The following is a 24,139-nucleotide window of genomic DNA, read 5'->3' as shown; positions in this document are numbered from 1 at the left end:
AGATTCAGCGCATTTCACCATATAAAGTGTTTTTAGTTATTACACCTTCACACTTCTTTGTAAAGCACAAAAACTTTACATTTCACCAAAATAATGAATCATTTAGCACTAAAAAGAGCAATGAGCAGATAAATTAGCACCACAACGATGCAAAAAATATGCCATAAAATTATAAATTTACTAAATCATTAAAAAAGTTAAAATAACTAAAAATTATAAAGATATGAGACGTTTCCTTTTAGAACAAAATTGCACCAAAAAAAAGCTTAATGCTACAATTTTGAACTAATTTGCACTATTTTAATGCAAAATCAATTAAACGGATCAGTTACTTCTCTTCTGGAGGAATCTGAATTTTCTCTTATTTTTTCAGAAGTTGAGCTATTATTTTGTGGATTAGACTGACTTTGTCTAACGTTAACCACATTACCTTGTGCATCGCGCTGAGTCACAATTGTAGTCACAGTTGTCGAAGTATTCATACTCTGAGTTGTAGCTGTATTTGATGAACCCTTCACCTGCTGCCCACTCATCAACAAAGTTTCATCTATTTTAGGTAATGCTGCTGGCTTCAAACGCACTTCAAATAACTGATTCGAAGCTGACTTTAACTCATCTGAGCCTAAATCATTTACATAAGATGTATAAGTAGATAATTGCTGAATGGTCGGATGTATTGACTTTGGTAGAACTAAATTAAGTTGGGAAAATTGACGTTTAGCTTCTTCAGCGTTTGGGAAAAGACCATATGTCAATACATATTGCTCAACCTGTTGATCACCACTCAAACGAAAATAACTAAATTTATTCCGATCTGTGCGACTCAACAAAAAGTTTTTAACAATTGCCTCATCTGAACTACGAAAAATTTCAACAACCCATTGACGTTGATTTTCACTGATAAATTTTGTTCCACGGAATTCAGGCGCATGTTCATTCGACACAACAACACGAGTAGTTAAATCTAGCGGTTTAACCTCATTCGTTAATGCACCTAAATTCGTAGTCGCTGTTACTTTTTCAGCCTTAATTTCAACCTGTGCTTCATTTTTAGAAGGGTGATCCACCTCAACAAGCGCATCACGATCCGTTACAGCCCAAAATATCAGTGCAGCCACCAAACAAGCGATTGAGAAAAAAAGCCAGCTATACTGTTGAATATTTTGCCAAATTGATCGTGACACAGCCATATTACCCTAATTTTAATTACGCGCTTTGGTTTGCAAGAATTGCTTGTTTCATCAGCTCAACATCAAAATCCTTAGTGATCACTGCTTGTCCAAGTTGTTTCAACAAAACCAAACGCAATTGACCATTCAAAACTTTCTTATCATGTGCCATATAAGCTAAGAATTCTTCAAGAGGAATTTTTGGACATGATATCGGTAAACGAGCACGTTGAATGATTTTTTTTGTACGCTCAAGATCTCCCCTTGAGATCCAACCCAAACGTTCAGACAAATCAGCAGCCATCACCATACCCGTAGCAACAGCTTCTCCATGCAACCAAACACCGTAACCTAAATAAGACTCTATTGCATGCCCAAATGTATGTCCTAAATTCAACAAAGCTCGCTCACCTTGCTCTTTCTCATCATTTGCAACAATTCTAGCCTTATGAGCACAAGAGCGATAAACTGCTTCAGCTAACAGGTTTGCATCTCGAGCAACCAACCCATCCATGTTCTCTTCGAGCCAAGTTAAAAAATCAAGATCACCAAGTAACGCATATTTAATCACTTCTGCTAATCCAGCCGACAACTCTCGATCAGGCAAAGTGTCTAACTGCACCATATCAGCCAGCACCACTTGTGGTTGCTGAAAAGCACCCAGCATATTTTTACCCAGTGGATGATTAATTCCTGTTTTACCCCCAACACTCGAGTCCACTTGCGACAATAAAGTTGTAGGAACCTGAATGAAATTTACACCACGTTGAAAACAAGCGGATGCAAAACCAGCCATATCACCTACAACACCACCACCTAAGGCAAGCACTGTACAATCTCGATTAAAACCCGCTTCTAATAAAGCATTAAAAATCAGATTCAAATGCTCAATATCTTTATACTGCTCACCGTCAGGTAAGATACAAGTTGCAACTTGCTTATCTAATTGCTCTAAAGCTTTAACATAATGCTCCGCGTATAAAGGTGCGACAGTTGTGTTAGATACCAACATCACTTGTCGTCCGTGCAGATAAGGTTCAAGTAATCTCTTGGGATCTAAATGACTACCAATAAAAATCGGATACCGACGATCCCCCAACTCTACATGTAACGTCTGCATAGCATTAACCACTAAATAAATTACTTGACTTGTTTAGATAAAATTAACTGAAGAATTCTTTGAGCTAAATCTCTTGCTGCACCTTGATTTGTTTCAATAATATAATGAGCAACTTCGCGATAGAGTGGATCTCTCGCCTCTAGCAATTCTCTAAGTTTCTTTTCAGGATTTTCAACTTGAAGTAATGGACGATTTTTATCACGATAGGTACGCTGCAGTTGAAGTTCTACAGGCGTATAAAGATAAACAACTATTCCTCGCTGATGAAGGAATTGACGATTTTCTGCTTGAGTAACTGCACCACCACCTGTTGCTAGAACTAATGATGAACGAGAAGTTAAGTCATTTAATACATTTGTCTCGCGTAAACGAAATCCCACTTCACCTTCTTTTTCAAATATCCATGGAATGGTAGCGCCTGTTTTACGTTCGATTTCATGATCACTATCAATAAAATCACGACCTAACAATTCTGCTAAATGCCGACCAACTGTTGTTTTACCTGCCCCCATTGGCCCTACCAAATAAATATTTGGTAGGGATTCAAACGCTTTGCTTGGCAACGCGCCACCTATATTCATTGCGACTATTGAAAATATATTAATGATTTCTTGTCAAAGTGTCATTAACAATTCTCGGCGTAACAAAAATAAGCAACTCGCGTTTATTGTCTTGTTTAGACTCTCTGCGGAATAATTTCCCAACATAAGGTAAATCACCCAAGAATGGAACTTTGGTCTGAGAATTAATATTTTCTTGCTCGAAGATTCCACCAAGAACAACAGTTTCACCATTATCAACCACAACATTCGTATCAATTGTGTTTTTATTAATCGTCAACTGCCCTGTAGGTGTTGGTGTTCCTGGTGAGTCTTTGGTGATGTTTAATTTCATCATCACCTTACCCTCAGGGGTAATACTTGGTGTAACATCCAAACTTAATGTCGCATCAATAAATTCAGTTTTTGGAACAGCATTAGCTCCACCACCCGTAGAAGATGAATAAGGAATTTGAGTCCCTGATTCAATTTTTGCAGCTTGCTTATCTGCGGTTAGAACTTTCGGAGTTGAGATTACTTCACCATAACCATCAGCCTGAACAGCCGACAACTCTAGGTCCAACATAAAATCTGAAAGACTAATTAAACCAAAAGCAATACGACTTGCTCCAGGTGTCACAGCACCTAAATTCACATTCAGATTATCTGGACGCTCAATATCATATTTCCAACCACCAGTTTCACTATCAGCTGTAGGTTCTCGTAAATTCCATAAAGTTGTATCACTACCACCAACAAGCAAATCATTATTAGATGCTATACCTTGAGACAATATCCCCCACTTCACACCCATCTCTTTGGTAAAGTCTGTACTCGCACGCACAATACGTGCTTCAATCATAACCTGCTTAACCGAAACATCGAGTAAATCAATCATTTTACGTATTTGATCAATCTTTTGTGATGTATCATTTATAATCAACGTATTTGTCCGTGGGTCAATCGAAACAGTTCCTCGGGGGCTCAATAAACTACCTACACTATCCCCTAAAAGATCATTAGCTCCCTGATTACGATTACCATTACCTGAGCCATTTTTACCTTGAGTAATAAGCTTTTCAATATCAACCGCTTTCGCATAACTCAATTGAATATATTCTGTTTGCAAAGGTGCAAGTTTCACACTTTGGGCGATTGCTTTTGCCTCATCCTCTTCCGCTTTGATCAGCTCCGTAACTGGTGCAATCCAAATTACATTTCCATTACGGCGCTTATCCAAATTTTTTGTTTTCAAAACGATATCAAGAGCCTGATCCCAAGGAACGTCTTTAAGACGTAGTGTAATATTTCCTTGTACAGTATCAGCAGCAACCATGTTGATTCCCGTAAAGTCTGCTAATAATTGCAAAACACGGCGAACCTCGATGTCTTGGAAATCCAATGAAATCTTATTTCCAGTATAAGTTTGTGGCTTAGCTTTATTCGGTGATTTATCTTCTGGTCTTTTTAAACTAATTGTAAGTTTGTTCTCTGCCTGATAAGCCATGTACTCATAGCTACCCGCAGATTGAATAGTAATAACCCCATTTCCTTTGTCGTTATAAGCATCAATACTTGCTACTGGGGTCGCAAAATCATTAGTATTTAAACGACGCGCTAAGTGTGTTGGGATTTTATTTCCAAGCGTACGAACAACAATTTTACTCCCCTGTTGTTGTACATCTACTGGTGTATTACCTCCCAATAAATCAATAACAACTAACCCCTCACCTTGATTTCCTCTTTGAAAACCAATATTGGAAACACCTTGTTGAACTTGTCGAGTAGCAACCGTAGGATTACTGATTAATGTTGGTTTTGCAGAATTTATTTTTAAAACAAAAGTATTACCTTCAACACGGGTTGTGAAAGCACCCGAGTCTTTTAAATTTACAATTAAACGAGCACGCTGATCATCTGCAGCTACATTGATTGAACTTGCTTCATTGGTTGAAACAGGAATGGATGTTTGCTTTAAGTTCTGCTGAGCCTTATCAAAATCTAAAATTAAACGAGCAGGCTGCTCAAGTTGATAGGCCTGTGGTTGAGGAGGCAAACCATTAAACATGACTCTGATTTCAGTACCCTGATCACCCAAGTTCATCGGCACAATATTTGTAATACCCACCTGTGCCGAAGCTACTTGCGAAATAGCAATTGCAACCGCAGCCATAGAAAATTGACGGAATGCATGATTCATGGTCTTCGCTTCCCCAAATAAAGAATCTTTAATCTGTTTTTTCATTTTTATTCCCTTAATTTTATGGTGCCATACCGATTAGAACGAGTGTTCTTGGTCTCTCCACATAACCATCACGCCCATCCGGTACAATTTCCACCAAATCAATTTGAGTCGGACTAATTTTTACCACTCGACCTTGATTCATTCCTAAGTAATTTCCAACCTGCACCCGCTCAATTTGTCGATCAGGGGTCTGAATCAGTGCTATCGTTTCATTTGTTTTACCACGCATGCTACCCTTCATATTTAGGGATTCCAACGCATAACTTTCCAGTGGTTGCGGTTGACGATTGAAATTTGGATAAACGCGTTTACCCGCCATTATCTTTAACTCAGCCGCCAATGAGCTTGGCATAAATGGACTTTTCAATTGATGTGCTGAATAGTTAAATAATGGTACAGGGCTAAATACCGGTGCTGGCTCAATAGGTAAAGCAGGTTCGTTCCGAATTTCAGCCATTTTTTGGTTTACGGCGTCAATTTTTGAATCACACCCAACCAAAACAAGCCCAGCCATAAAACTAAATAATAATTTATAATTATTCATTAGTTAGTTCCTCCTTGACTAGGTGGATTATTCTGAGGAGGTACCGCCGCTCCAACCTCAGTGTTTGCTGCATCATCAGCCCCCACATAACGGTAGGTTTTGGCTTTAACAGAATAATTCACAACAGGAATATCTGACTTCTTCGTCTTATCTTCTGAAGCTTCAACCGTGAAATCATGTAAAGTTACAATTCGAGGCAGTGCAGCAATACCTGTAGCAAATGCTCCAAATGCATGATAATCGCCAGTTGCTTCAATACTAATCGGTTGTTCAATAAAGAATTCTTGCTTAACCTCATTTTCTAAGCGAATATTCTTAAACTTCAACCCCGAATTCACACCAGTCAAGTTAATATCTTCAACCAAACTTGGAATCTCAGTTTCTTTCGGCAATTGTTCTAGTTGCTGATTAAAATTAGCTTCCATTTCTTGTAACTGAGCTTGGTAACGCTGCAAATTACGCAGTTTAGAGTCTTTTTCTCTAAATTCATTCAATAAACTTTGCTCTTTAGCCTCTTCATTAGCAATACGCTCAAGCTGAGATTTAATAACAACAAAGTAACCAAGTGCTAAAACAGCTAAAAAAACAAAAATCCAACATGTCACTTTTACAGATAGCGGCCAGCTACCGTAATTATTCATATCAAGCGTATTAAATTGCTGAAAGAATTGCTCTACTGTCATTTTCTTTTTCTTTACAGCAACATCTTGATTGAGTTCATTTAATTCTTCTTGACTCATTGTGCTGCCCCCACTGTTCCTGATGCGACCGTTTCTGCTAATGGGTCAGCTTCAACTGTTGTGCCTATTTCACCAAGATCAACAGTTACAACAAAACTTCCATAGTTTTCTTCAATACGAGGTATAAGCGAGCTGACAGTTTTGTCTTTTTTCTCTTCAGCCGCTAAAAAGGAATTCATAAAAGCGTTGCGATACCAAGGTGATGCTTCAAGATTTCTCAGTAATTCAGCTACTGTGTTTGGACTTTCAGCTTTACCTTCAATCGTGAACTTATCGCCTGTACGTGTAAATTTAGTCAAATACATGGTAGGCGGAGTAACTCGCACCAATTCATCGATTAAACGTACAGCGACAGGTCTTTGACCTTGCAAACCTTGAATGAGTTTCATCCGTTCAATAATTGCATTACGTCGCTCTTGCAAGCCATCTAAGGATTTTAATTGAGCATCAAGATTTTGATTTGTGCTCACAATCAGTTGGTTCGCTTGTTCTTGATCATTTAATTTGTAATCAAGATAACCCCATCCTGCCAAAACCGATGCCACACCTAATGCAGCAACCCCTACACAATATGCAATAAATTGTTTCTTTCGTTGTTCTCTTAGCTCATCACGCCAAGGGAGTAAGTTAATCTTTGCCATTAATCAAAACTCCTCAATGCTAATCCACATGCCACCATCAAGGATGAGGCATCATTTTCTATTTTTTTGATATCGATTTGGGGAGAAAAGCCCATTTGTAAAAATGGGTTGGCAATCGTTACTCGATAACCTAGCTTTTGTTGCAGCAGTTTAGCTAGACCTGGAATATTGGCATTACCACCTGCTAACAGGATGTGGTCAATTTCATTAAATTGAGATGATGAGAAAAAGAATTGCAGCGAACGTGCAGCTTGTTGTACAACTGCATCAAGAAATGGTTCTAAAACTTCGGTATCGTAATCATCTGGCAAACTTCTTTCTTTTTTAGCTCGACCAGCTTCTTCAAAAGATAAACCATAACGATTTTGAACGTCTTGAGTAAGTTGTTTTCCACCAAACACTTGCTCACGAGTATAGATAATTTTACCTTTTTGCATGACCGATAACGTCGTCATCGTATGCCCAATATCTAGAATACCCACTGTATTCGCACCCATAGGTAGCGTATCAGCGAATACACTAAAAGCACGTTCCATCGCATAACTTTCGACTTCAGCAATCTTTGCCTTTAGACCTGCTAGTTCAAGAACTTCAACACGTGAATCGACATTCTCAGTACGCGTAGCGACTAATAACACATTGACACGATTAGGATTGGCCAATCGATCAGCTAAGACTTCAAAGTCTAAACTAACTTCATCTAATGGGAATGGAATATATTGCTCTGCATCCATACGAATTTGAACTTCCCGTTCATCATCCGTCATGTCAGCATCCATCTCGATGATCTTATTAATGACCATCGAAGTAGGCACGGCAATAGCCACATTGGTAGTGTGAGGGTTTGCAAGATTAACAACTCGTTCAAGCGCGTCGCCAACTGCTTCTGGGTTTAAAATGCTTTTCTCAACCACACTATTTTCAGGTAGTGGCATCAATGCATAACTTTCAACCCAATATCGACCGTTCTTAACAGAGAGTTCCAATAACTTAACAGTTGTCGAACTAATATCGACACCCACTAACCCCTTATTTGGTTTACGATATAACCTGAGCACAGTACTTTCCTATTTATTTTTTTATCCCCAAAAATACAACACACTAATTTGTTTTGGTCTTTAATTTATACGGATACAATATCTCATCTAACAATCCGTATGTCTAAAGGATATACTGACCACAATTAGTTTGCCATTCGCTCTTATTAAAACTTACTTATTATGAAAAAGCTATCCAGTTCTGGCATTGTTCGCCCATTTTTTTTGATGCTTATTATTATCTTAGTCTCACTTCCAATGGGTTTTTATGGCATGTATCTCTATCTAGCACCCTCTTTGCCAGATATGAGCTCTCTTAAAAAAGCGCCATTATTGAAGCCATTACAGGTGTATACAGCTGATAATAAGTTAATTGCAGAATATGGTGGTAAGCTATCCATTCCAGTTCAATATGAGCAAATCCCCCCTACATTTATTCATGCTTTTTTAGCAGCGGAAGACTCCTCTTTCTTCGAACATAATGGCATCAGTTTCAAAGGTTTAGGTCGAGCACTCACTGAATCAATTACAGGTTCTGACGTGCAAACTGGTGGCTCAACAATCACCATGCAGGTTGCGAAAAACTATTATTTAAGCCCAGAAAGGACACTTAAGCGTAAGCTTACCGAAGTATTTTTAGCACGAAAAATAGAGCAAAATCTAACCAAACAAGAAATCTTAAGTTCATATGTAAATAAGATATTTTTAGGTAAAAATGCCTATGGAATTGCTGCGGCAGCCAGAATTTATTACAACAAAAATTTAGATCAACTTAGTATCGCTCAAATGGCGATGATTGCTGGTTTACCTAAGGCACCATCGAAATACAATCCAGTCGTAAATCCTGAACGTGCTTTAGAGCGTCGTAACTGGATTTTAGGTCGAATGTTACAGCTAGGTTACATCAATCAATCACAGTATCAAAAAGCAGTTGCTGAACCGATCAATCTCAATATGATTGATCGCTCTGTGAGTAATGTTCATCCTTACGTCGGTGAAATGGTTCGTTCTGAACTCGTAGAACATTTTGGTGAACAAGCGATTGATTCTGGTTATAAAGTTTACACAACGATTGATAGCAACAAACAAAAATTCGCCGAACAATCCATTCAAGATGGTTTAGAGGCGTATGATCGACGACATGGCTGGCGTGGTCCTGAAGATCACGACAAACCACTTAATCAATTTATGGCATATGCAAATACTTTTCCAGCGCAAGTAACTAAAGTAAATACCAATTCATTTGAAGCTTTGATGCAAGATGGCTCGACTGTCACCGTAAATTGGTCAGGCATGTCATGGGCACGTCCTTATCGCAATGCGAATAGCGTTGGTGGTGCGCCTTCTCGCGCATCCCAAATTGTGAAGGTAAAGGATATTATCCGCTTACGTCCTAATGAAGACAAATCAGCCTGGTCACTGGTCCAAGTTCCAAAAGTTCAAGGGCAATTAATCGCCTTAAACCCAAATGATGGCTCAATTGAAGCAGTCGTTGGCGGATATAATTTTTATCAATCGAAATTTAACCGTGCTGTGCAAGGCTGGAGACAACCTGGTTCGACCATTAAACCTTTTGTTTATGCACTCGCTTTAGAACGAGGTATGACACCCTATAGCATGGTAAATGATAGCCCGATCCGTATTGGGAAATGGTCACCAAAGAACTCTGATGGACGCTATCTTGGGATGATCCCTCTACGTCGTGCGCTTTACCTTTCTAGAAATACAGTCTCAGTTCGTTTATTGCAAAATGTAGGGATTGAACGAGCTAGACAGCTGTTTATGGACTTTGGTTTAGAAGAAGAACAGATTCCTCGCAACTACACAATTGCCTTAGGTACACCGCAGGTATTACCAATTCAAATGGCTACTGGTTATGCCACTTTTGCAAATGGTGGATATCGAATTCAACCACATTTCATCAAACGTATTGAAGATGCAACAGGTAAAGTTATTTATGAGGCAAAACCTGAATATGCCTGCATCCCATGTATCAACAATCCAAATGCTTATGAAGAACAACAAGCTGCAGAAGAAGCTAAAACCAAAGAGATCACCAATGAATCTTTAGATAACGCACTCGCAGCTTCAGATGCACAAACAACGACATCTTCAGTCGACACCAAAACCAATAGTGATTATCGTCAAGCTCAACGTATATTAAAATCAAGTTCAGCATATGATATGGCGAATATCTTACGCGATGTAATTCAACATGGTACAGGTCGTGCAGCGCTTAAAATTGGTCGTGATGATTTAGGTGGTAAAACAGGTACAACCAATGATGCAAAAGATGCTTGGTTCGCAGGTTTTAATGGAAAGTTAGTCGCGGTAGCTTGGGTTGGTTTTGATCAGCCACGCACATTAGGTCGTAGAGAATACGGTGGCGTTGCAGCCCTACCAATTTGGACAACATTCATGGCAAATGCACTCAAAGACACACCATCGTCATGGGTACATTTAGATAAAAATGCTAAAGATCCAATTTCACGCGATAAACTACAGATCCAATCAACTGAAGATAAAAAAGAGTATCGTGCCGCTCCACCATTGGCTCGACCATTGTATCGCCCAGAACCGACACCACAAACACGCTCTGTTGAGAATGATTTTTCTGATTTACCAGGAACAAATACTTCAGGTGAAGAACAAATTATTGTTCCAACAAATAGACAACCACCTCCAATGAATAATGATTCACAAAACCCCGCGCCTAAAAAGGAACGGGATGGAATTGAAAACCTAATTAATCAAATACAATAATTCATTCGAAGCCATCAATTTGATGGCTTCTTTCTTTTCTGAAATAAATAAATCTGAAAAGCAGCCGTAACCTCAAATTCATTTTGCTGCTCTAATTGTGCTCTACGCTCAGGATTTGCCTTATAAGCATATGGAGTCATCGCAATAAGATTCTTCAAATCTTGTTGTTCCAATCGCAGTGACGCTTCTATAACCTGTGCTTGCTTTAAATCAAATTCATCATTTAACTGATCGACGAATTTTTGTGGTTCATGCAAATTCACTTGTTCAAATAATGCTTCTCGCAATGCAAACAAGTGCTTCGGTGCAGGCGTTACTACAATCAAATATGCTTCTGGTTTTAATACCCGCCCAATTTCACTTTGCGGGATAGGACTAAAAAGACTGCTACAAACATCAATTACAGAGTCCCTCACTGGCAATGTAGCACCTGTGCCAACAACCCATGTGACTTTATTATTCAGTTTTGCAGCTCGTTGTACTGCTGTTTTTGCAATATCAACACCGATACAGACTTTTGCACAACCTTGCATTGCACTTGTGTAATAGCCTTCACCACTCCCAATATCCAAAATAGAACTGGGCTGCAATGTTTGTAGCAACTCAACAACAGCGTTTTGAAGAGGTGCATAAAAACCTTTTTGCAAGAATTCACGTCTAGCCAAAACTGATTCTGCTGTATCCCCTGGGCTTTTACTATGTTTATGCTGTACCACATGCAAATTGACATAGCCTTGCTTAGCAACATCATAATGATGTCCATTTTCACATCGCCATGAATTTTCAACCAAATCCAATGAGTGTCGACAGACAGGACACATCAGCAAACTCATTTATTTTCTCCAAAAAAAAAGCCGGTATCCACCAGCTTTTTTGTGAATTTTCGCTTAACGTAATTTTAACGTCATTAAACCTAGCACAACGAGGAAAATCGTAATAATCCAGAAACGGATAACAACTTGCGTTTCTTTCCAACCTTGCTTTTCATAATGATGGTGTAAAGGTGCCATCAAGAACACACGCTTATTCCGCATGCGTAAGGATCCGATTTGCAAGAAAACTGAAACAGCTTCCATTACGAAAACACCACCCATAATAGCAAAAACAATTTCTTGTCTAACCATCACAGCGATTGTACCCAACATTGCACCTAGTGCTAATGCTCCTACATCACCCATAAAGACTTGTGCAGGGTGTGCATTATACCAAAGGAAAGCTAAGCCAGCACCGATCATTGCTGAACAGATCACCACGAGCTCTGAAGTATATTTTACATACGGAATATGCAAATAATTGGCAAAACGAATGTCACCAGACAAATAAGCAAACACGCCTAAACCTGCAGCAACCATAACAACTGGCATAATCGCTAGTCCATCTAATCCATCAGTTAGATTGACTGCATTCGACGCTCCATTGATGACCAAATAAGTAAATACAATGAATGCTAATCCAAAAGGAACAACTGAAAGTGGGATCGAAAGATTCTTAAAAAACGGAATAAGCAAATCCAGCATATTTGCTGTATGCACAACACTATCTTGTTGCTTTGCAATAACATACAACGCAACACCTGCTCCTAAAGATGCAACCGAAGTCCAAAAGAACTTCTTACGAGCAGGCAAACCAGCGTTATCTTTATAACGAATTTTAATCCAGTCATCAGCCCAACCAACAGCACCAAAGACAACCATGACACCTAGGACAATCCAAACATAAGGATTTGAAAGATCAGCCCACAATAGCGTACTAATCCCAATTGAAAGCAGAATCAGGATTCCCCCCATCGTTGGCGTACCCATTTTTTTAGCATGGTTTTCTGGAGCAAACGAGCTAACTGCCTGACCATATTTCAAAGCTTGTAGCTTGCGTATCATGATTGGTCCTAAAACCAAACCAATCATAAGCGCAGTTAACACACTCAATAACGAGCGTAATGTTAAATAACGAACAACCTGAAATGAGCTGTTATAGCCCGCCAGTTGCTCAAATAACCATAACAACATTTAGATTTTCTCCATCAAATCAGCCATCAACGTTTCCATGTGGGTAAAACGAGACCCTTTAAAGAGGAAACTCATTGACTGGGGTTGATGTGTTTGAATTAACTGAATTAAAAATGGTAAAGCTTCTGCTTGTGTCGCAAAGGCGTGTAATTTTTCTGAGTGGGATGAACCTTGTAATGCGGCATTTGCATATTCACCCACTACAACAATTTGATCCAAGGCTAAAGCAGCTAAATCGCGACCTAAATCATGATGCTCTTGCCAACTACTATCACCTAACTCACCGATATCACCCATGACCATGACCTTGAGGCCTTGTTGTTGCAAAAGCACTTGGGCAGCAGCACGCATTGAAGTAGGATTCGCATTATAAGTGTCATCGATGAACAAATGGTTTTGATGTTGAATAAAATTCAAACGTCCTTTCGCACCCTGAGCCTGTTCCAAACCCTCTACGATATCATCTAGTTCGATACCAATTCCCAAAGCAAAGGCTGTAGCTGCCGTTGCATTTTGAACATTATGCTCACCAGCAAAAGGTAAATTAACTACACGCTGACCTTGTGGGGTATGTAAATTAAATCGAACAGATTGAGGCTTTAATTCGATCTCAGTCGCGTAAACATCACCACCTTGACCAAAGCTTAAATTTGAGTGTGCTTGAGCACTATTTCTAATGTTGGCAGTAAAATCATCAGCAGCAGGAACGATCGCTACTCCTTGAGGTAAAATGTGCGCATAGATCTCAGATTTAGCACGACAGATTCCTTCACGCCCTCCAAATTCACCTAAATGTGCAGTACCAATATTTAGGATTCCTGCGACATGAGGTTGAACCAAATTAGACGTATAATCAATCTCACCTTGGTGACTGGCACCTAATTCCATAACCGCGTATTGATGTTCTTTACGCAATTCAAGCAACATCATTGGGACACCCAAATCGTTATTTAAATTGCCACGTGTAATCAACGTCGGTGCTAAACGAGAGAGAATACTCCCGAGCATTTCCTTAGTTGTTGTCTTACCACTACTTCCAGTCAATGCGATCACTTTCAGATGTGCATTTTGTTTACGACGATAGGCTCCTAGATCACCCAAGGCTAAACGTGTATCTTTAACAACCAATTGCGCAATATCAACATCTATAGGACGTTCTACAATCGCAATTTGACAGCCTTGAGTCGCAACCTGAGCCACAAAATCATGAGCATCAAAACGCTCACCTTTCAGCGCAAGAAATACATCACCAACTTCTGCATGCCGTGAATCCGTCAAAATCCGCTTTATTGCACCTTGAGGAATATTGCCATGAAGCCATTCACCTTGAGTTGCTTCTTGTAATTGTTCTGGAGTCCAAGGCTCTAATGGAACTGTACTGGTTGTGGAGGTATGCATAATATTCCCTATTGCGCAGGATAAGCTGAATCTAAAACATGTGATTGTGCAGCGATTGCTGACTGTACTTCAACCACATCATCAAACCAATGTCTTACACCATCGATTTCTTGATAATTTTCATGTCCTTTACCCGCAATCACAACAATATCGCCTGCCTGTGCTTGCTTGACCACAAATTTAATTGCCTCACGGCGATCATGAATTTCATCTATTTGATGACCATCAAAATCAACACCATGCTTCATATCAGCAAAAATTTGTTCTGGATTCTCAGTTCGAGGATTATCTGAAGTCAGCACCACTGGATTGGCATGATCAAGGGCTGCCTGTGTCATCAGTGGGCGCTTTCCTCGATCTCTGTCTCCACCACAACCAAAAACAACCCAAAGTTGACCTGTGACGTGGCGTTTCAAAGTGGTCAACACTTGAATCAAAGCATCAGGTGTATGCGCATAATCCACCACAAATAAACGTTCATGGTCTTGGATCACCTGCATACGACCAGGTGCGCCTTTTAGTTCGGGTACAAATTTCACTAAGTCAGCAAGATCAAAACCTGCATACTCCGCAGCAATCAAGCTAGCTAAAAGATTTTCAACATTGAACTGACCCAGCAGTGGACTATTTACCGCATAACTTCCAACAGGGCTGATCAGCGTGAAACTTGCCCCACTCAGATGATACTGTAAATCAGCAATATGATAATCAGCAGAAGTTTGAGTTAAAGAATAAGTTAGAATTTTAGGTTGTGAAGGGTTATTTTTTGCTGCTTTTAACATAATAAAAGCATATTGATCATCTAAATTAATCACGACCGCTTTTAAAGTAGCAAATTTAAATAGCAATGCTTTAGCTTCGGCATAAGCCTCTAAAGTGCCATGGTAATCCAAATGATCTCGACTCAAATTACTGTATACCGCAATTTCGATATCACAACCATTTAAACGACCTTGCTCTAGACCATGAGAACTCGCTTCAAGCGCAACAAATTTGGCACCTTGCTGCGCATAGTCATGTAATGCAGTTTGCAACTGCAAGGCATCCAAGGTCGTATGTGTTGATGGTGTGAGATTAGGTAAAATCCCATTACCCGTCGTTCCCATAACGGCACACCCAAAACCTTGGGAACTAATTAACTCAGCCACCAAACGTGAAATTGTTGTTTTGCCATTTGTTCCCGTTACAGCAACGCCCCGTAATGCTTGTACAGGCTCACACGATTGTAGATACTGCTTTTGCCATTCACCCATCAAGTAACGCACTTGGGGACACACCCACTCATTCTTTAAGCCTAAAGCACTTTCGCTAATCACAGCCAACGCACCTGAATCTAGAGCTTTTTGGGCAAACTCAATGGTCTTTTCAGGTTGGCTATAGCTATTTAGTGCGATAAAGATCTGCCCAGAGGCTACCTTGCGGCTATCCAAACAAAAGCCATTGAATGGCTGTGAAACCCAAACCGCATCGATATTAACTGGGTGTATCTGCTGAAAAGTAATCGACATAATCTACCTACGGATTGGATTTTGTGGAGTATCAAGAGGTTTATCTAAAGGAACATTTAATAAGCGCAATGACTCTTGCATGATTCGAGCAAAAACAGGAGCAGCTACAAGACCACCATAATAGCGTCCCTGTGGATTCTCAACGACAATAATCATAGCAAGCCGAGGATCACTGACTGGTGCAACACCTGCAAACAAGGCACGATATTCATTATTGGAATAGCCTTTACGGTCTGCACGTAATTTATGTGCTGTACCTGTTTTACCACCAACACGATATCCTGGAATGTTGGCTTGTAATGCAGTACCACCTGGCATCGTCACCTGCTCTAACATCAACAAAACTTGATCTGCAATTTTAGGATCAAGCACCTGTTTTCCTTCAGGTGCTTTGTCTAATTTACGCAGACTGAGTGGCATTTCAACCCCATGATTTGCCAACATTGCATAGCCTTGAGCTAACTGCAAAATAGTCGCATTCAACCCGTAACCATAGGCCATAGTTCCTAATTGAGAAGGATTTAACTTGTCTCCAGAATAAAGTAAACCTGCACTCTCACCAGGGAATTTAACGTCGGAACGATGACCAAATCCAACACGACGGAAAAATGAAGGCAGAGCGTCTTTTGGCAGAGATAGCGCTAATTTTGCGGAACCAACGTTAGAAGATTTAACAATAATACCTGTCAGTGTTAAAGCACCATAATTATGGGTATCACGAATGGTATGCCAACCTAAACGCATGGTTCCCGGCGCAGTATTTACAATCGTATTTGGTGTGTATTTACCACTTTCTAATGCTGCGGCAACAGTAAACGGTTTCATCGTTGAACCCGGTTCGAACATATCGATCGCACCACGGTTACGCATCGCATCTTTATTGGCTAAACCATTTTTATCATTCGGGTTATAAGATGGCCAACTAGTCATTGCCAAGATTTCACCCGTTTTTACATCTACAGCGATTGCCGTCGCAGAACGTGCATTATTGGCAACACCTGCTGCAGTCAATTCTCGATACATGATGTACTGTAGGCGAGAGTCGATGCTTAGTGTGATATTTTCACCTGACTCAACTTCTTTGATAACTTCTGAAACTTTTAAGCGATTACCTTTTTTATCACGGATGATTTTCTGCTCACCATCCATTCCTGATAATTGCTTATTCAATTGCATCTCTAAGCCTTCAATCCCTTTACCTTCACTATTGGTTAAACCAATAATTTGCGCATTGGGTTGAGGTTGTGGATAGTAACGCTTATAACTTTTCTCAGCATAAACACCCTGAAAATTGCGCTTAACAATTAAATCAGCTTGTTGAGGTGGAATTTCTTTTTGTAAAACTAAATAGCGTGAACGAGGTCGATCATTCATCTGCTTTCTTAAATCTTTACGATCAATACCAACAGCGTCTGCTAATTCGTCTAAATTTAAGTTTTTATCAGGTAGCTGGCGTTTGAGTTTACGATTAGTTGGGTCCTTTTGGAGTTCAGCTGTAATTTCATCATAAAGATGCTTTGCCTCCCAATAATCACGTGGATCAATCACAATTTTCATGATGGGTGTACTGATCGCCAAAGGCACACCATGACGATCACTAATCACACCTCGCATTGCTTCAAGGCGTTCAGTTCGCAAAATATTTGCATTGGCTTTATTTTGTAAAAAGTCTTTATTAACGACCTGCACATAAAATGCACGCGCAACCAAGACAACAAAGCACAGTAGCACCGTTCCCCAAAGCAGGTAAAAGCGCCACATATCCAAAGCTAGAGTTGGCTTTTCTGAGATAGACTGCTGTTTTTTACGTATTGATTTACTTCGCTTATCTGCCATACAGCATGCCTTATTTATCTTGCTTTGTAGTCATAGGTAAAGAAATCACAACGGTTTGCGCAGCTGGAGGTGAAAACATACGCAATTGCGTTACTGCACGTGAACCAATCTGGGCAGTTGCACCAAAGGTTTGTTGCTCGATCAGCAAACGCCCCCATTCAGCATTTAAATCATCTCTTTCACGCATATAAGCACTCAGGTCACGATAATCATGTCGATATTCGAACACCTGAAATACCACCATCATGGCGCTGATAAATACTGATGCAACTAACACCGCATAAACAACAACTTTTTTTAGACCTTTTTTGGTGTTCGATACAACTTCGTCATCATTTTTGTTGTTCATTGTTAGCCTTTCTTTTCTAAGCGCTCTGCCACGCGCAACCAAGCACTACGCGAACGAGGATTTGCTTTTACTTCTGCTTCACTCGCACGAATACGAGAAACCTTCTTCAAACGACGGGTATCAATCTGAGCTTGAGGCATGCCCCAGCCCGTATCCTCCGCTAAAGTAGATTCTTTTTGGATAAACTGCTTAATTAAGCGGTCTTCTAAAGAATGGAAGCTAATCACAGCCAACTGTCCTTTAGGTTTGAGTAATTCTACAGCTTGCGGCAAAAATATCTCAATATCTTCTAGTTCTTTGTTAATTGCGATACGGATTGCCTGAAAAGTCCGTGTTGCAGGATGCTTATGCTTTTCCCATTTAGGATGTGCAGTTTTCACCAATTCGGCTAATTGTGCAGTAGTTGTAAGCTCACCTGCTTGTTTAATCGCTTTAGCAATACGGCGGCTATAACGCTCTTCACCATATTGATAAATAATATTCGCTAATTTTTCTTCTTCAATTTCTAGTAACCACTCGGCTGCTGTAGGACCTTTTGAATTATCCATACGCATATCCAATGGTCCATTTTGCATAAAACTGAAGCCACGTTCTGCTTGATCTAACTGAGGAGAAGAGACTCCAAGATCTGCCATAACGCCATCGACTTCAGTAATCCCAATATTTGCTAATTCAGATTGAAGATCAGCAAAACTGGCATGAATAATTTTAAAACGTGGATCTTCTTGTTCTAATTGCGCAGCAACTTCTAGCGCTTGAGGATCTTTATCAAATGCATAAACTCGTGCATTTTGATCTAATTTAGAAAGCAAAAGTTTAGTATGACCACCTCGACCGAACGTGGCATCAACATAAATGCCAGTATCGCGACCTGCCAATACGCCATCAACGGTTTCATGAAGTAAGACAGAAATATGCGACATAAGAAATGAATCAACAGCTAAAAATGTAACTGCACATTATCACCTTGTTTTATGCCAGTACCAAACGACTTTTTGTAGAGAATTCTTAACTTTCCATAGATAAAACCGTTTTCTTGTCATTTTTCATCCAATAAAAAAGCAAATACATGACATATTTGCTTTTCACGACTAACTAGAGAGCTGATATAACTTTATTGAGCTAAGGTTTCTCAGCATAAATCTGATCAAAAATCGCCCCATTCACAAAATGAGTTTTTTGTGCCTTTGCCCACCCTCCAAAGACATCCTGAATATTAAATAATTTGATCTTTGGAAACTGTTTTGCATATTTCGTAGCAACCTGTGGATTTCTCGGGCGGAAATAATGTTTTGCAGCTAACTCTTGTCCTAGGGGTGAATAAAGGAAATTGAGATATCCACGCGCTAAATTACGATTACCATCCTTTTCCACCGTTTTATCAACGATCGCAACTGAAGATTCCGCCAAGATAGAAATAGATGGATAAACAATTTCGAATTTGTCTTTGCCTAACCCTTGTGTCGCTAAAAGTGCTTCATTTTCCCATGATAACAATACATCTCCAATTCCACGCTCTGCGAAGGTTGTTAATGAGCCTCGAGCACCAGAGTCTAAAACTTTGACATTTTGATAAAGTTTTTTTACCAACTCACGAGCTTTGGCATCATTTCCATTCGGCTGTTTTAAAGCATATCCCCAAGCAGATAAATAAATCCAACGTGGAGCACCACCAGTTTTAGGATTTGGAGTGATGATTTCAACTCCTTCTCGGGTCAAATCATTCCAATCACGAATATTTTTGGGATTACCTTTTCGGACTAAAAAAACAACAGTTGAGGTATAAGGTGCAGAATTATTTTTAAACTGTTTCTGCCAGTCTTTACGAATTAATCCTGCATTCGCAATCTCATCGATATCATTAGCTAATGCCAAAGTTACAACATCGGCCTGTAAGCCATCAATCACAGAGCGTGCTTGCTTGCCCGATCCACCATGTGATTGCTTAAATTCGACTTCCTGCCCTGTTTTACTTTTCCAGTATTTGCCAAAAGCTTGATTATATTCTTGATAAAATTCACGTGTTGGATCATAAGACACATTCAAGAAAGAAGTTGCTGCATGGGCACTCCCCCATAATCCAAATATAAATGCAACTGATGTGAATACACGCTTCATATTTATAACAACCTTATTTTTACTATTTATAGCACTATATTTTAATAAATATATCTTACAATCAATCAGTTATAATGTTTTCTTCTTTATTATTCAGTTTTTAATCTAAATCATTTTGATCTATACATTTAGATGAGGAATCGTATTAGCTTATTTAAAATTGAACGTTCTTCACGTTTTCTACATATTTGCTTGCTAAATTTGACTTGCAAACAAACTAGCCACAAGGCTATAAATATTGAGTAGAAATTTACTGGAAGTTTATCTTTTTTGTGAAAAGTGTGACGTAGTTCTACTTTTTTATTAAGATTTATGTTTGAATCGTATCATTAAAGCAATAGTATAGTTGTTTAGTTAGTCTTGTAGACTCGGAAGTAATAAGGGGATGTTAGCAATGCGAGCATTAAAATTGAAAAAAACGATATGCTTAAGCCTATTTTTAGCTTGTTCAGTACAAATGGGACACGCTGCTGCTATCAAAGAAAGCAACAACATAAAAACTGTAGACAAATCTTCTTCTTTAATTGTCAAAGCACTGGATCAGCAAAAACGTAATACATCGATGATCCCGTCGAGCAATGATGAACTTAAAATGTTGAATACGATTCGTACAACACCAACGCAAAACTTCTTTGCTACACAGCACGAACGTTTTTCACGCTTTGTTCAAACCATTTTCCAACCGCATAATTCTTAATTCTTTAAATATGTAACCCCTAACATGTTTAAATGCGCCTAGTCATTCCGTGACTAGGCTTTTTCGTTATAATAGTTTCAATTCTAATTTTAAATTCGATCACTTATGAAAGTCCGTACTCGTATTGCTCCCTCTCCTACTGGTTTCCCTCATGTAGGAACTGCATATATCGCTCTCTTTAACCTATGCTTTGCGAAACAGCATGGCGGTGAGTTTATTTTACGCATCGAAGATACGGATCAACTTCGTTCAACCCCAGAATCTGAAAAAATGATTTTAGATTCTTTACGTTGGCTTGGACTTAACTGGTCAGAAGGTCCTGATGTTGGTGGACCACATGCACCGTATCGCCAATCAGAACGTATGGGTATCTACAAACAATACGCACTTGAATTAGTGGAAAAAGGTCATGCTTTTTACTGTTTTGCGACAGCAGAAGAACTCGACCAAATGCGTGCTGAACAACAAGCACGTGGTGAAACACCTAAATATGATGGACGTGGCTTAAAATTAACTCAAGAAGAAGTACAACGTCGTCTTTCAGCTGGTGAACCTCATGTCATTCGCATGAAAGTTCCAGAAGAGGGTGTCTGTAAAATCAATGACCTATTACGTGGTGAAGTTGAAATTCCTTGGGCACAAGTAGACATGCAAGTGCTATTGAAAACTGATGGCTTACCAACCTACCACCTTGCAAATGTTGTCGATGACCATTTAATGGAAATCACTCACGTTTTACGTGGTGAAGAATGGCTACCATCTGCACCTAAGCACCAATTACTTTACCAATACTTTGGTTGGGACATGCCAACGCTTTGTCACATGCCTTTACTTCGCAATCCAGATAAGTCAAAGCTCTCTAAACGTAAAAATCCAACATCTATCAACTACTATCGTGACATTGGTGTATTGCCAGAGGCGTTGCTCAACTATTTAGGGCGCATGGGTTGGTCTATGCCTGACGAACGTGAAGTCTTTACTCTACAAGATATGATTGAAAACTTTGATGTGCAGCGTGTTTCACTTGGTGGACCAATTTTTGATGTAGAAAAACTCAATTGGCTTAATGGTCAATGGATCAAATCATTAACACCAGGACAACTCCTTGATCGTTTGTTGACGTGGAAGTCTGATCGCCAAACACTTGAAGATATTGCAGCGGCGATTCAGCCACGTATTAATCTTTTGTCTGAAGCTGTTAATTGGGCAGGTTTCTATTTCAACCATATGCCTCAAATCAACAAAGAGCAGTTTGAAAGCAAGAAATTGACAGAAGAACAAGTTCGTCAAAGCTTGCAATTTGCGATTTGGCGCTTAGAAAGCCAGTTCACATGGAACAATGAAACTGTCAGTCAAATTTTGATGGATTTGGCAAATCAAATGGAAATCAAACTACGTGATTTCATGCCTGCTTTCTTTATCGCAATAGCAGGTTCAACAAGTTCTACGCCTGTAATGCAAGCAATGGTGACTTTGGGTCCAGATTTAACTTTTGCTCGACTACGCCATGCTCTAGAGATCGTAGGTGCGCCTAGCAAGAAAGAACTGAAAGTGTGGGAAAAGTTAAATGAATCACTAAAATTGCCGAAAAATGATGCAAATAGTGAGACTTAAGTCCGTTTAATCATTGACGTGTGAGCGTAATCCACCTAATATTGCGCTCACACAAACTGGGGTCATAGCTCAGTTGGTAGAGCGCTACAATGGCATTGTAGAGGTCAGCAGTTCGATCCTGCTTGGCTCCACCAAACATTTTGTGTTGCCTCATCTGTCCCTATCGTCTAGAGGCCTAGGACATCGCCCTTTCACGGCGGTAACCGGGGTTCGAATCCCCGTAGGGACGCCAAATTCTTTTATCTAATAATTATATTTTTCTCTCAATCTTTCTCTTAATCAGATTGCACATTTCATAATTTTCCATAAAATAGCCGCTTCTCTATGCGTGGACAAATTGTCGTATGCAATCTTCCAACTCAAATTCGAATTCAGAATCAAAAACATTAAAACGTTCGATGAGCACGCGCCATTTAGTCATGCTATCTCTTGGCGGTGCAATTGGTACGGGCTTGTTTTTGGGTTCTGGTGAAGTAATCGCCCAAACTGGACCAATAGGTGCAATTATCGCCTACGTTTTGGGTGGATTGATCGCCTATATGGTGATGTTGTGCTTAGGTGAACTTGCAGTACACATGCCTGTCGCAGGATCATTTGGCGCATACGCTCAAAAATATATTGGTCCAGGCACAGGCTATATGATCTCATGGGTCTACTGGCTGACATGGACAGCAACATTAGGCACAGAATTTACTGCCGCAGCACTACTAATGCAAGAATGGTTTCCTCATATTTCTATGTGGATATGGACGATTATCTTTGCCGTAACTATTTTTGGACTCAACATGAGTTCAACACGCATTTTTGCTGAATCAGAATTTTGGCTGGCTTTAGTAAAAGTTGTTACAGTAATTGCCTTTATTCTTCTTGGCCTGCTGGCAATTTTTGGTTTAATCCCATTTAAAGGTTCTGAATCAGCACCTTTATTTCACAACTTAACTGCTCACGGTTGGTTCCCAGAAGGTCTTTTACCAATTTTCACCACGATGTTAATTGTGAATTTTGCCTTTTCAGGTACAGAACTGATCGGTGTCGCTGCTGGTGAAACAAAAGATCCTGCGGTGAATGTACCTAAAGCTATTAATGCGGCAATTTGGCGTCTGCTAATTTTCTTTGTTGGTACAATTATTGTGATCAGCGCATTATTACCATTCCAAATTGCAGGATTGGGTGGTGAAGGCGTCAGTAGCAGTCCTTTTGTTACCGTATTCAACTATATTGGCATTCCTTACGCAGACGACATTATTCGATTTGTCATTATCACTGCCCTTCTTTCTGCAGCAAACTCAGGTTTGTATGCAGCCTCTCGTATGATGTGGTCTTTGTCTGATCAACGTCAATTACCGAGAGTTTTTTCTAAACTGTCTAAAAGTGGCACGCCAATTATTGCACTTATCGTGACGATGTTTGGTGCTCTACCAGGATTGTTATCTGAACATTTTGCACCTGAAACGATCTTTAAAAATCTACTTGGAATCGCTGCATTTACGATGGTGATCGTGTGGATGAGTATCTGCTGGAGTCAATTTAATTTTAGACGCCAATGGTATAAAGCTGGATACACAGCAAAAGATTTAAAATTTGCTGCTCCTCTTTATCCTATCGTTCCTATTTTAGGTTTTGTGTTCTGTTTCATTACTGGTTTAAGTATGGCAGCAGATCCTGAAATGCAGGCGGGCTTTATTGGTTGTTTATTATTCATTGCGGCATGTTACTTAAGTCACTATGTCTTTTATCGTGATCAAAAATAAGACGGCAAACAAAAATGCAGCTTAAATAAGCTGCATTTTTTATTTAGGTATAAAAATCATCATC

At 39.6% G+C, this 24,139-nt stretch carries 20 protein-coding genes and 2 tRNA genes; 6 read left to right on the top strand and 16 right to left on the bottom strand.

Annotated features, from left to right (window positions below; translation table 11 throughout):
- Window positions 1-311: 311 nt before the first annotated feature.
- The 8 genes from MKL32_RS09125 to MKL32_RS09090 form a co-directional block, all read right to left on the bottom strand.
- On the bottom strand, window positions 312-1,190 hold the full coding sequence (locus tag MKL32_RS09125; RefSeq protein ID WP_042891730.1) for a hypothetical protein: 879 nt from the start codon (window positions 1,188-1,190) through the stop codon (window positions 312-314).
- Window positions 1,191-1,206: 16 nt separating this feature from the next.
- Window positions 1,207-2,289 (bottom strand): 3-dehydroquinate synthase, encoded by a 1,083-nt coding sequence (aroB, locus tag MKL32_RS09120; protein ID WP_042891731.1) that lies wholly within the window; start codon window positions 2,287-2,289, stop codon window positions 1,207-1,209.
- A gap of 20 nt (window positions 2,290-2,309) precedes the next feature.
- Window positions 2,310-2,870: a shikimate kinase AroK gene (gene aroK / locus MKL32_RS09115; protein WP_004909618.1), complete on the bottom strand. Its 561-nt coding sequence runs from the start codon at window positions 2,868-2,870 to the stop codon at window positions 2,310-2,312.
- A 19-nt stretch (window positions 2,871-2,889) separates the two neighbouring features.
- Window positions 2,890-5,028, bottom strand: coding sequence for a type IV pilus secretin PilQ family protein (gene pilQ, locus MKL32_RS09110; RefSeq protein ID WP_262579055.1), 2,139 nt, complete (start codon window positions 5,026-5,028; stop codon window positions 2,890-2,892).
- A 61-nt stretch (window positions 5,029-5,089) separates the two neighbouring features.
- Window positions 5,090-5,617, bottom strand: a complete 528-nt coding sequence (locus MKL32_RS09105) for a pilus assembly protein PilP (protein WP_004909624.1) — start codon at window positions 5,615-5,617, stop codon at window positions 5,090-5,092.
- On the bottom strand, window positions 5,617-6,357 hold the full coding sequence (locus MKL32_RS09100; protein WP_004964600.1) for a type 4a pilus biogenesis protein PilO: 741 nt from the start codon (window positions 6,355-6,357) through the stop codon (window positions 5,617-5,619). Before MKL32_RS09100 ends, MKL32_RS09105 begins: the two co-directional genes overlap by 1 nt.
- Entirely contained in the window at window positions 6,354-6,998 is a 645-nt protein-coding gene (locus tag MKL32_RS09095) for a PilN domain-containing protein (RefSeq protein WP_004909633.1), read from the bottom strand. The genes MKL32_RS09100 and MKL32_RS09095 overlap by 4 nt, the downstream gene beginning before the upstream one ends.
- Entirely contained in the window at window positions 6,998-8,056 is a 1,059-nt protein-coding gene (locus MKL32_RS09090) for a pilus assembly protein PilM (protein WP_004951546.1), read from the bottom strand. The genes MKL32_RS09095 and MKL32_RS09090 overlap by 1 nt, the downstream gene beginning before the upstream one ends.
- Before the next feature lie 162 nt (window positions 8,057-8,218).
- Between MKL32_RS09090 and ponA the strand changes: the two genes are divergently transcribed.
- Entirely contained in the window at window positions 8,219-10,798 is a 2,580-nt protein-coding gene (gene ponA, locus MKL32_RS09085; RefSeq protein ID WP_262579051.1) for a penicillin-binding protein PBP1a, read from the top strand.
- 14 nt (window positions 10,799-10,812) lie between these two features.
- On the opposite strand, the gene MKL32_RS09080 is transcribed toward ponA, so the two are convergent.
- The 8 genes from MKL32_RS09080 to MKL32_RS09045 form a co-directional block, all read right to left on the bottom strand.
- Window positions 10,813-11,631: a putative RNA methyltransferase gene (locus MKL32_RS09080; protein WP_039046931.1), complete on the bottom strand. Its 819-nt coding sequence runs from the start codon at window positions 11,629-11,631 to the stop codon at window positions 10,813-10,815.
- Window positions 11,632-11,685: 54 nt separating this feature from the next.
- A complete protein-coding gene (mraY, locus tag MKL32_RS09075) occupies window positions 11,686-12,804 on the bottom strand; it encodes a phospho-N-acetylmuramoyl-pentapeptide-transferase (protein ID WP_004909640.1) in 1,119 nt (372 codons plus the stop codon).
- The gene (locus tag MKL32_RS09070) at window positions 12,805-14,202 is read right to left on the bottom strand and encodes a UDP-N-acetylmuramoyl-tripeptide--D-alanyl-D-alanine ligase (RefSeq protein WP_270900421.1); all 1,398 of its coding nucleotides are present in this window, start codon (window positions 14,200-14,202) and stop codon (window positions 12,805-12,807) included. It abuts the gene before it with no gap.
- Window positions 14,203-14,210: 8 nt separating this feature from the next.
- Window positions 14,211-15,710: a UDP-N-acetylmuramoyl-L-alanyl-D-glutamate--2,6-diaminopimelate ligase gene (locus MKL32_RS09065; protein ID WP_039046933.1), complete on the bottom strand. Its 1,500-nt coding sequence runs from the start codon at window positions 15,708-15,710 to the stop codon at window positions 14,211-14,213.
- Window positions 15,711-15,713: 3 nt separating this feature from the next.
- Window positions 15,714-17,546: a penicillin-binding protein PBP3 gene (ftsI, locus tag MKL32_RS09060; protein WP_125272585.1), complete on the bottom strand. Its 1,833-nt coding sequence runs from the start codon at window positions 17,544-17,546 to the stop codon at window positions 15,714-15,716.
- Between the two features lie 10 nt (window positions 17,547-17,556).
- A complete protein-coding gene (gene ftsL / locus MKL32_RS09055) occupies window positions 17,557-17,895 on the bottom strand; it encodes a cell division protein FtsL (RefSeq protein WP_004951532.1) in 339 nt (112 codons plus the stop codon).
- Between the two features lie 2 nt (window positions 17,896-17,897).
- Entirely contained in the window at window positions 17,898-18,818 is a 921-nt protein-coding gene (gene rsmH / locus MKL32_RS09050) for a 16S rRNA (cytosine(1402)-N(4))-methyltransferase RsmH (protein ID WP_039046934.1), read from the bottom strand.
- Window positions 18,819-19,017: 199 nt separating this feature from the next.
- Entirely contained in the window at window positions 19,018-20,013 is a 996-nt protein-coding gene (locus MKL32_RS09045) for a sulfate ABC transporter substrate-binding protein (protein ID WP_270900420.1), read from the bottom strand.
- A gap of 457 nt (window positions 20,014-20,470) precedes the next feature.
- Here MKL32_RS09045 and MKL32_RS09040 point away from each other — a divergent pair, with 457 nt between their 5' ends.
- The 5 genes from MKL32_RS09040 to MKL32_RS09020 all read left to right on the top strand — a co-directional run bounded on the left by MKL32_RS09040 (window position 20,471) and on the right by MKL32_RS09020 (window position 24,075).
- Window positions 20,471-20,710: a DUF4179 domain-containing protein gene (locus MKL32_RS09040; protein WP_371863821.1), complete on the top strand. Its 240-nt coding sequence runs from the start codon at window positions 20,471-20,473 to the stop codon at window positions 20,708-20,710.
- A 105-nt stretch (window positions 20,711-20,815) separates the two neighbouring features.
- Window positions 20,816-22,324, top strand: coding sequence for a glutamate--tRNA ligase (gene gltX / locus MKL32_RS09035; RefSeq protein WP_004909661.1), 1,509 nt, complete (start codon window positions 20,816-20,818; stop codon window positions 22,322-22,324).
- 58 nt (window positions 22,325-22,382) lie between these two features.
- Window positions 22,383-22,458 (top strand) — tRNA-Ala (locus tag MKL32_RS09030).
- A gap of 22 nt (window positions 22,459-22,480) precedes the next feature.
- Window positions 22,481-22,556, top strand: a tRNA-Glu gene (locus tag MKL32_RS09025).
- Window positions 22,557-22,668: 112 nt separating this feature from the next.
- A complete protein-coding gene (locus MKL32_RS09020; protein WP_004909664.1) occupies window positions 22,669-24,075 on the top strand; it encodes an amino acid permease in 1,407 nt (468 codons plus the stop codon).
- Window positions 24,076-24,139 lie beyond the last annotated feature (64 nt).

Origin of the sequence: Acinetobacter sp. AOR34_HL, assembly GCF_027854795.1 — a bacterium.
Taxonomy (GTDB): Bacteria; Pseudomonadota; Gammaproteobacteria; order Pseudomonadales; family Moraxellaceae; genus Acinetobacter; species Acinetobacter junii.
This window is presented reverse-complemented; position numbering and strand designations above follow the sequence as displayed.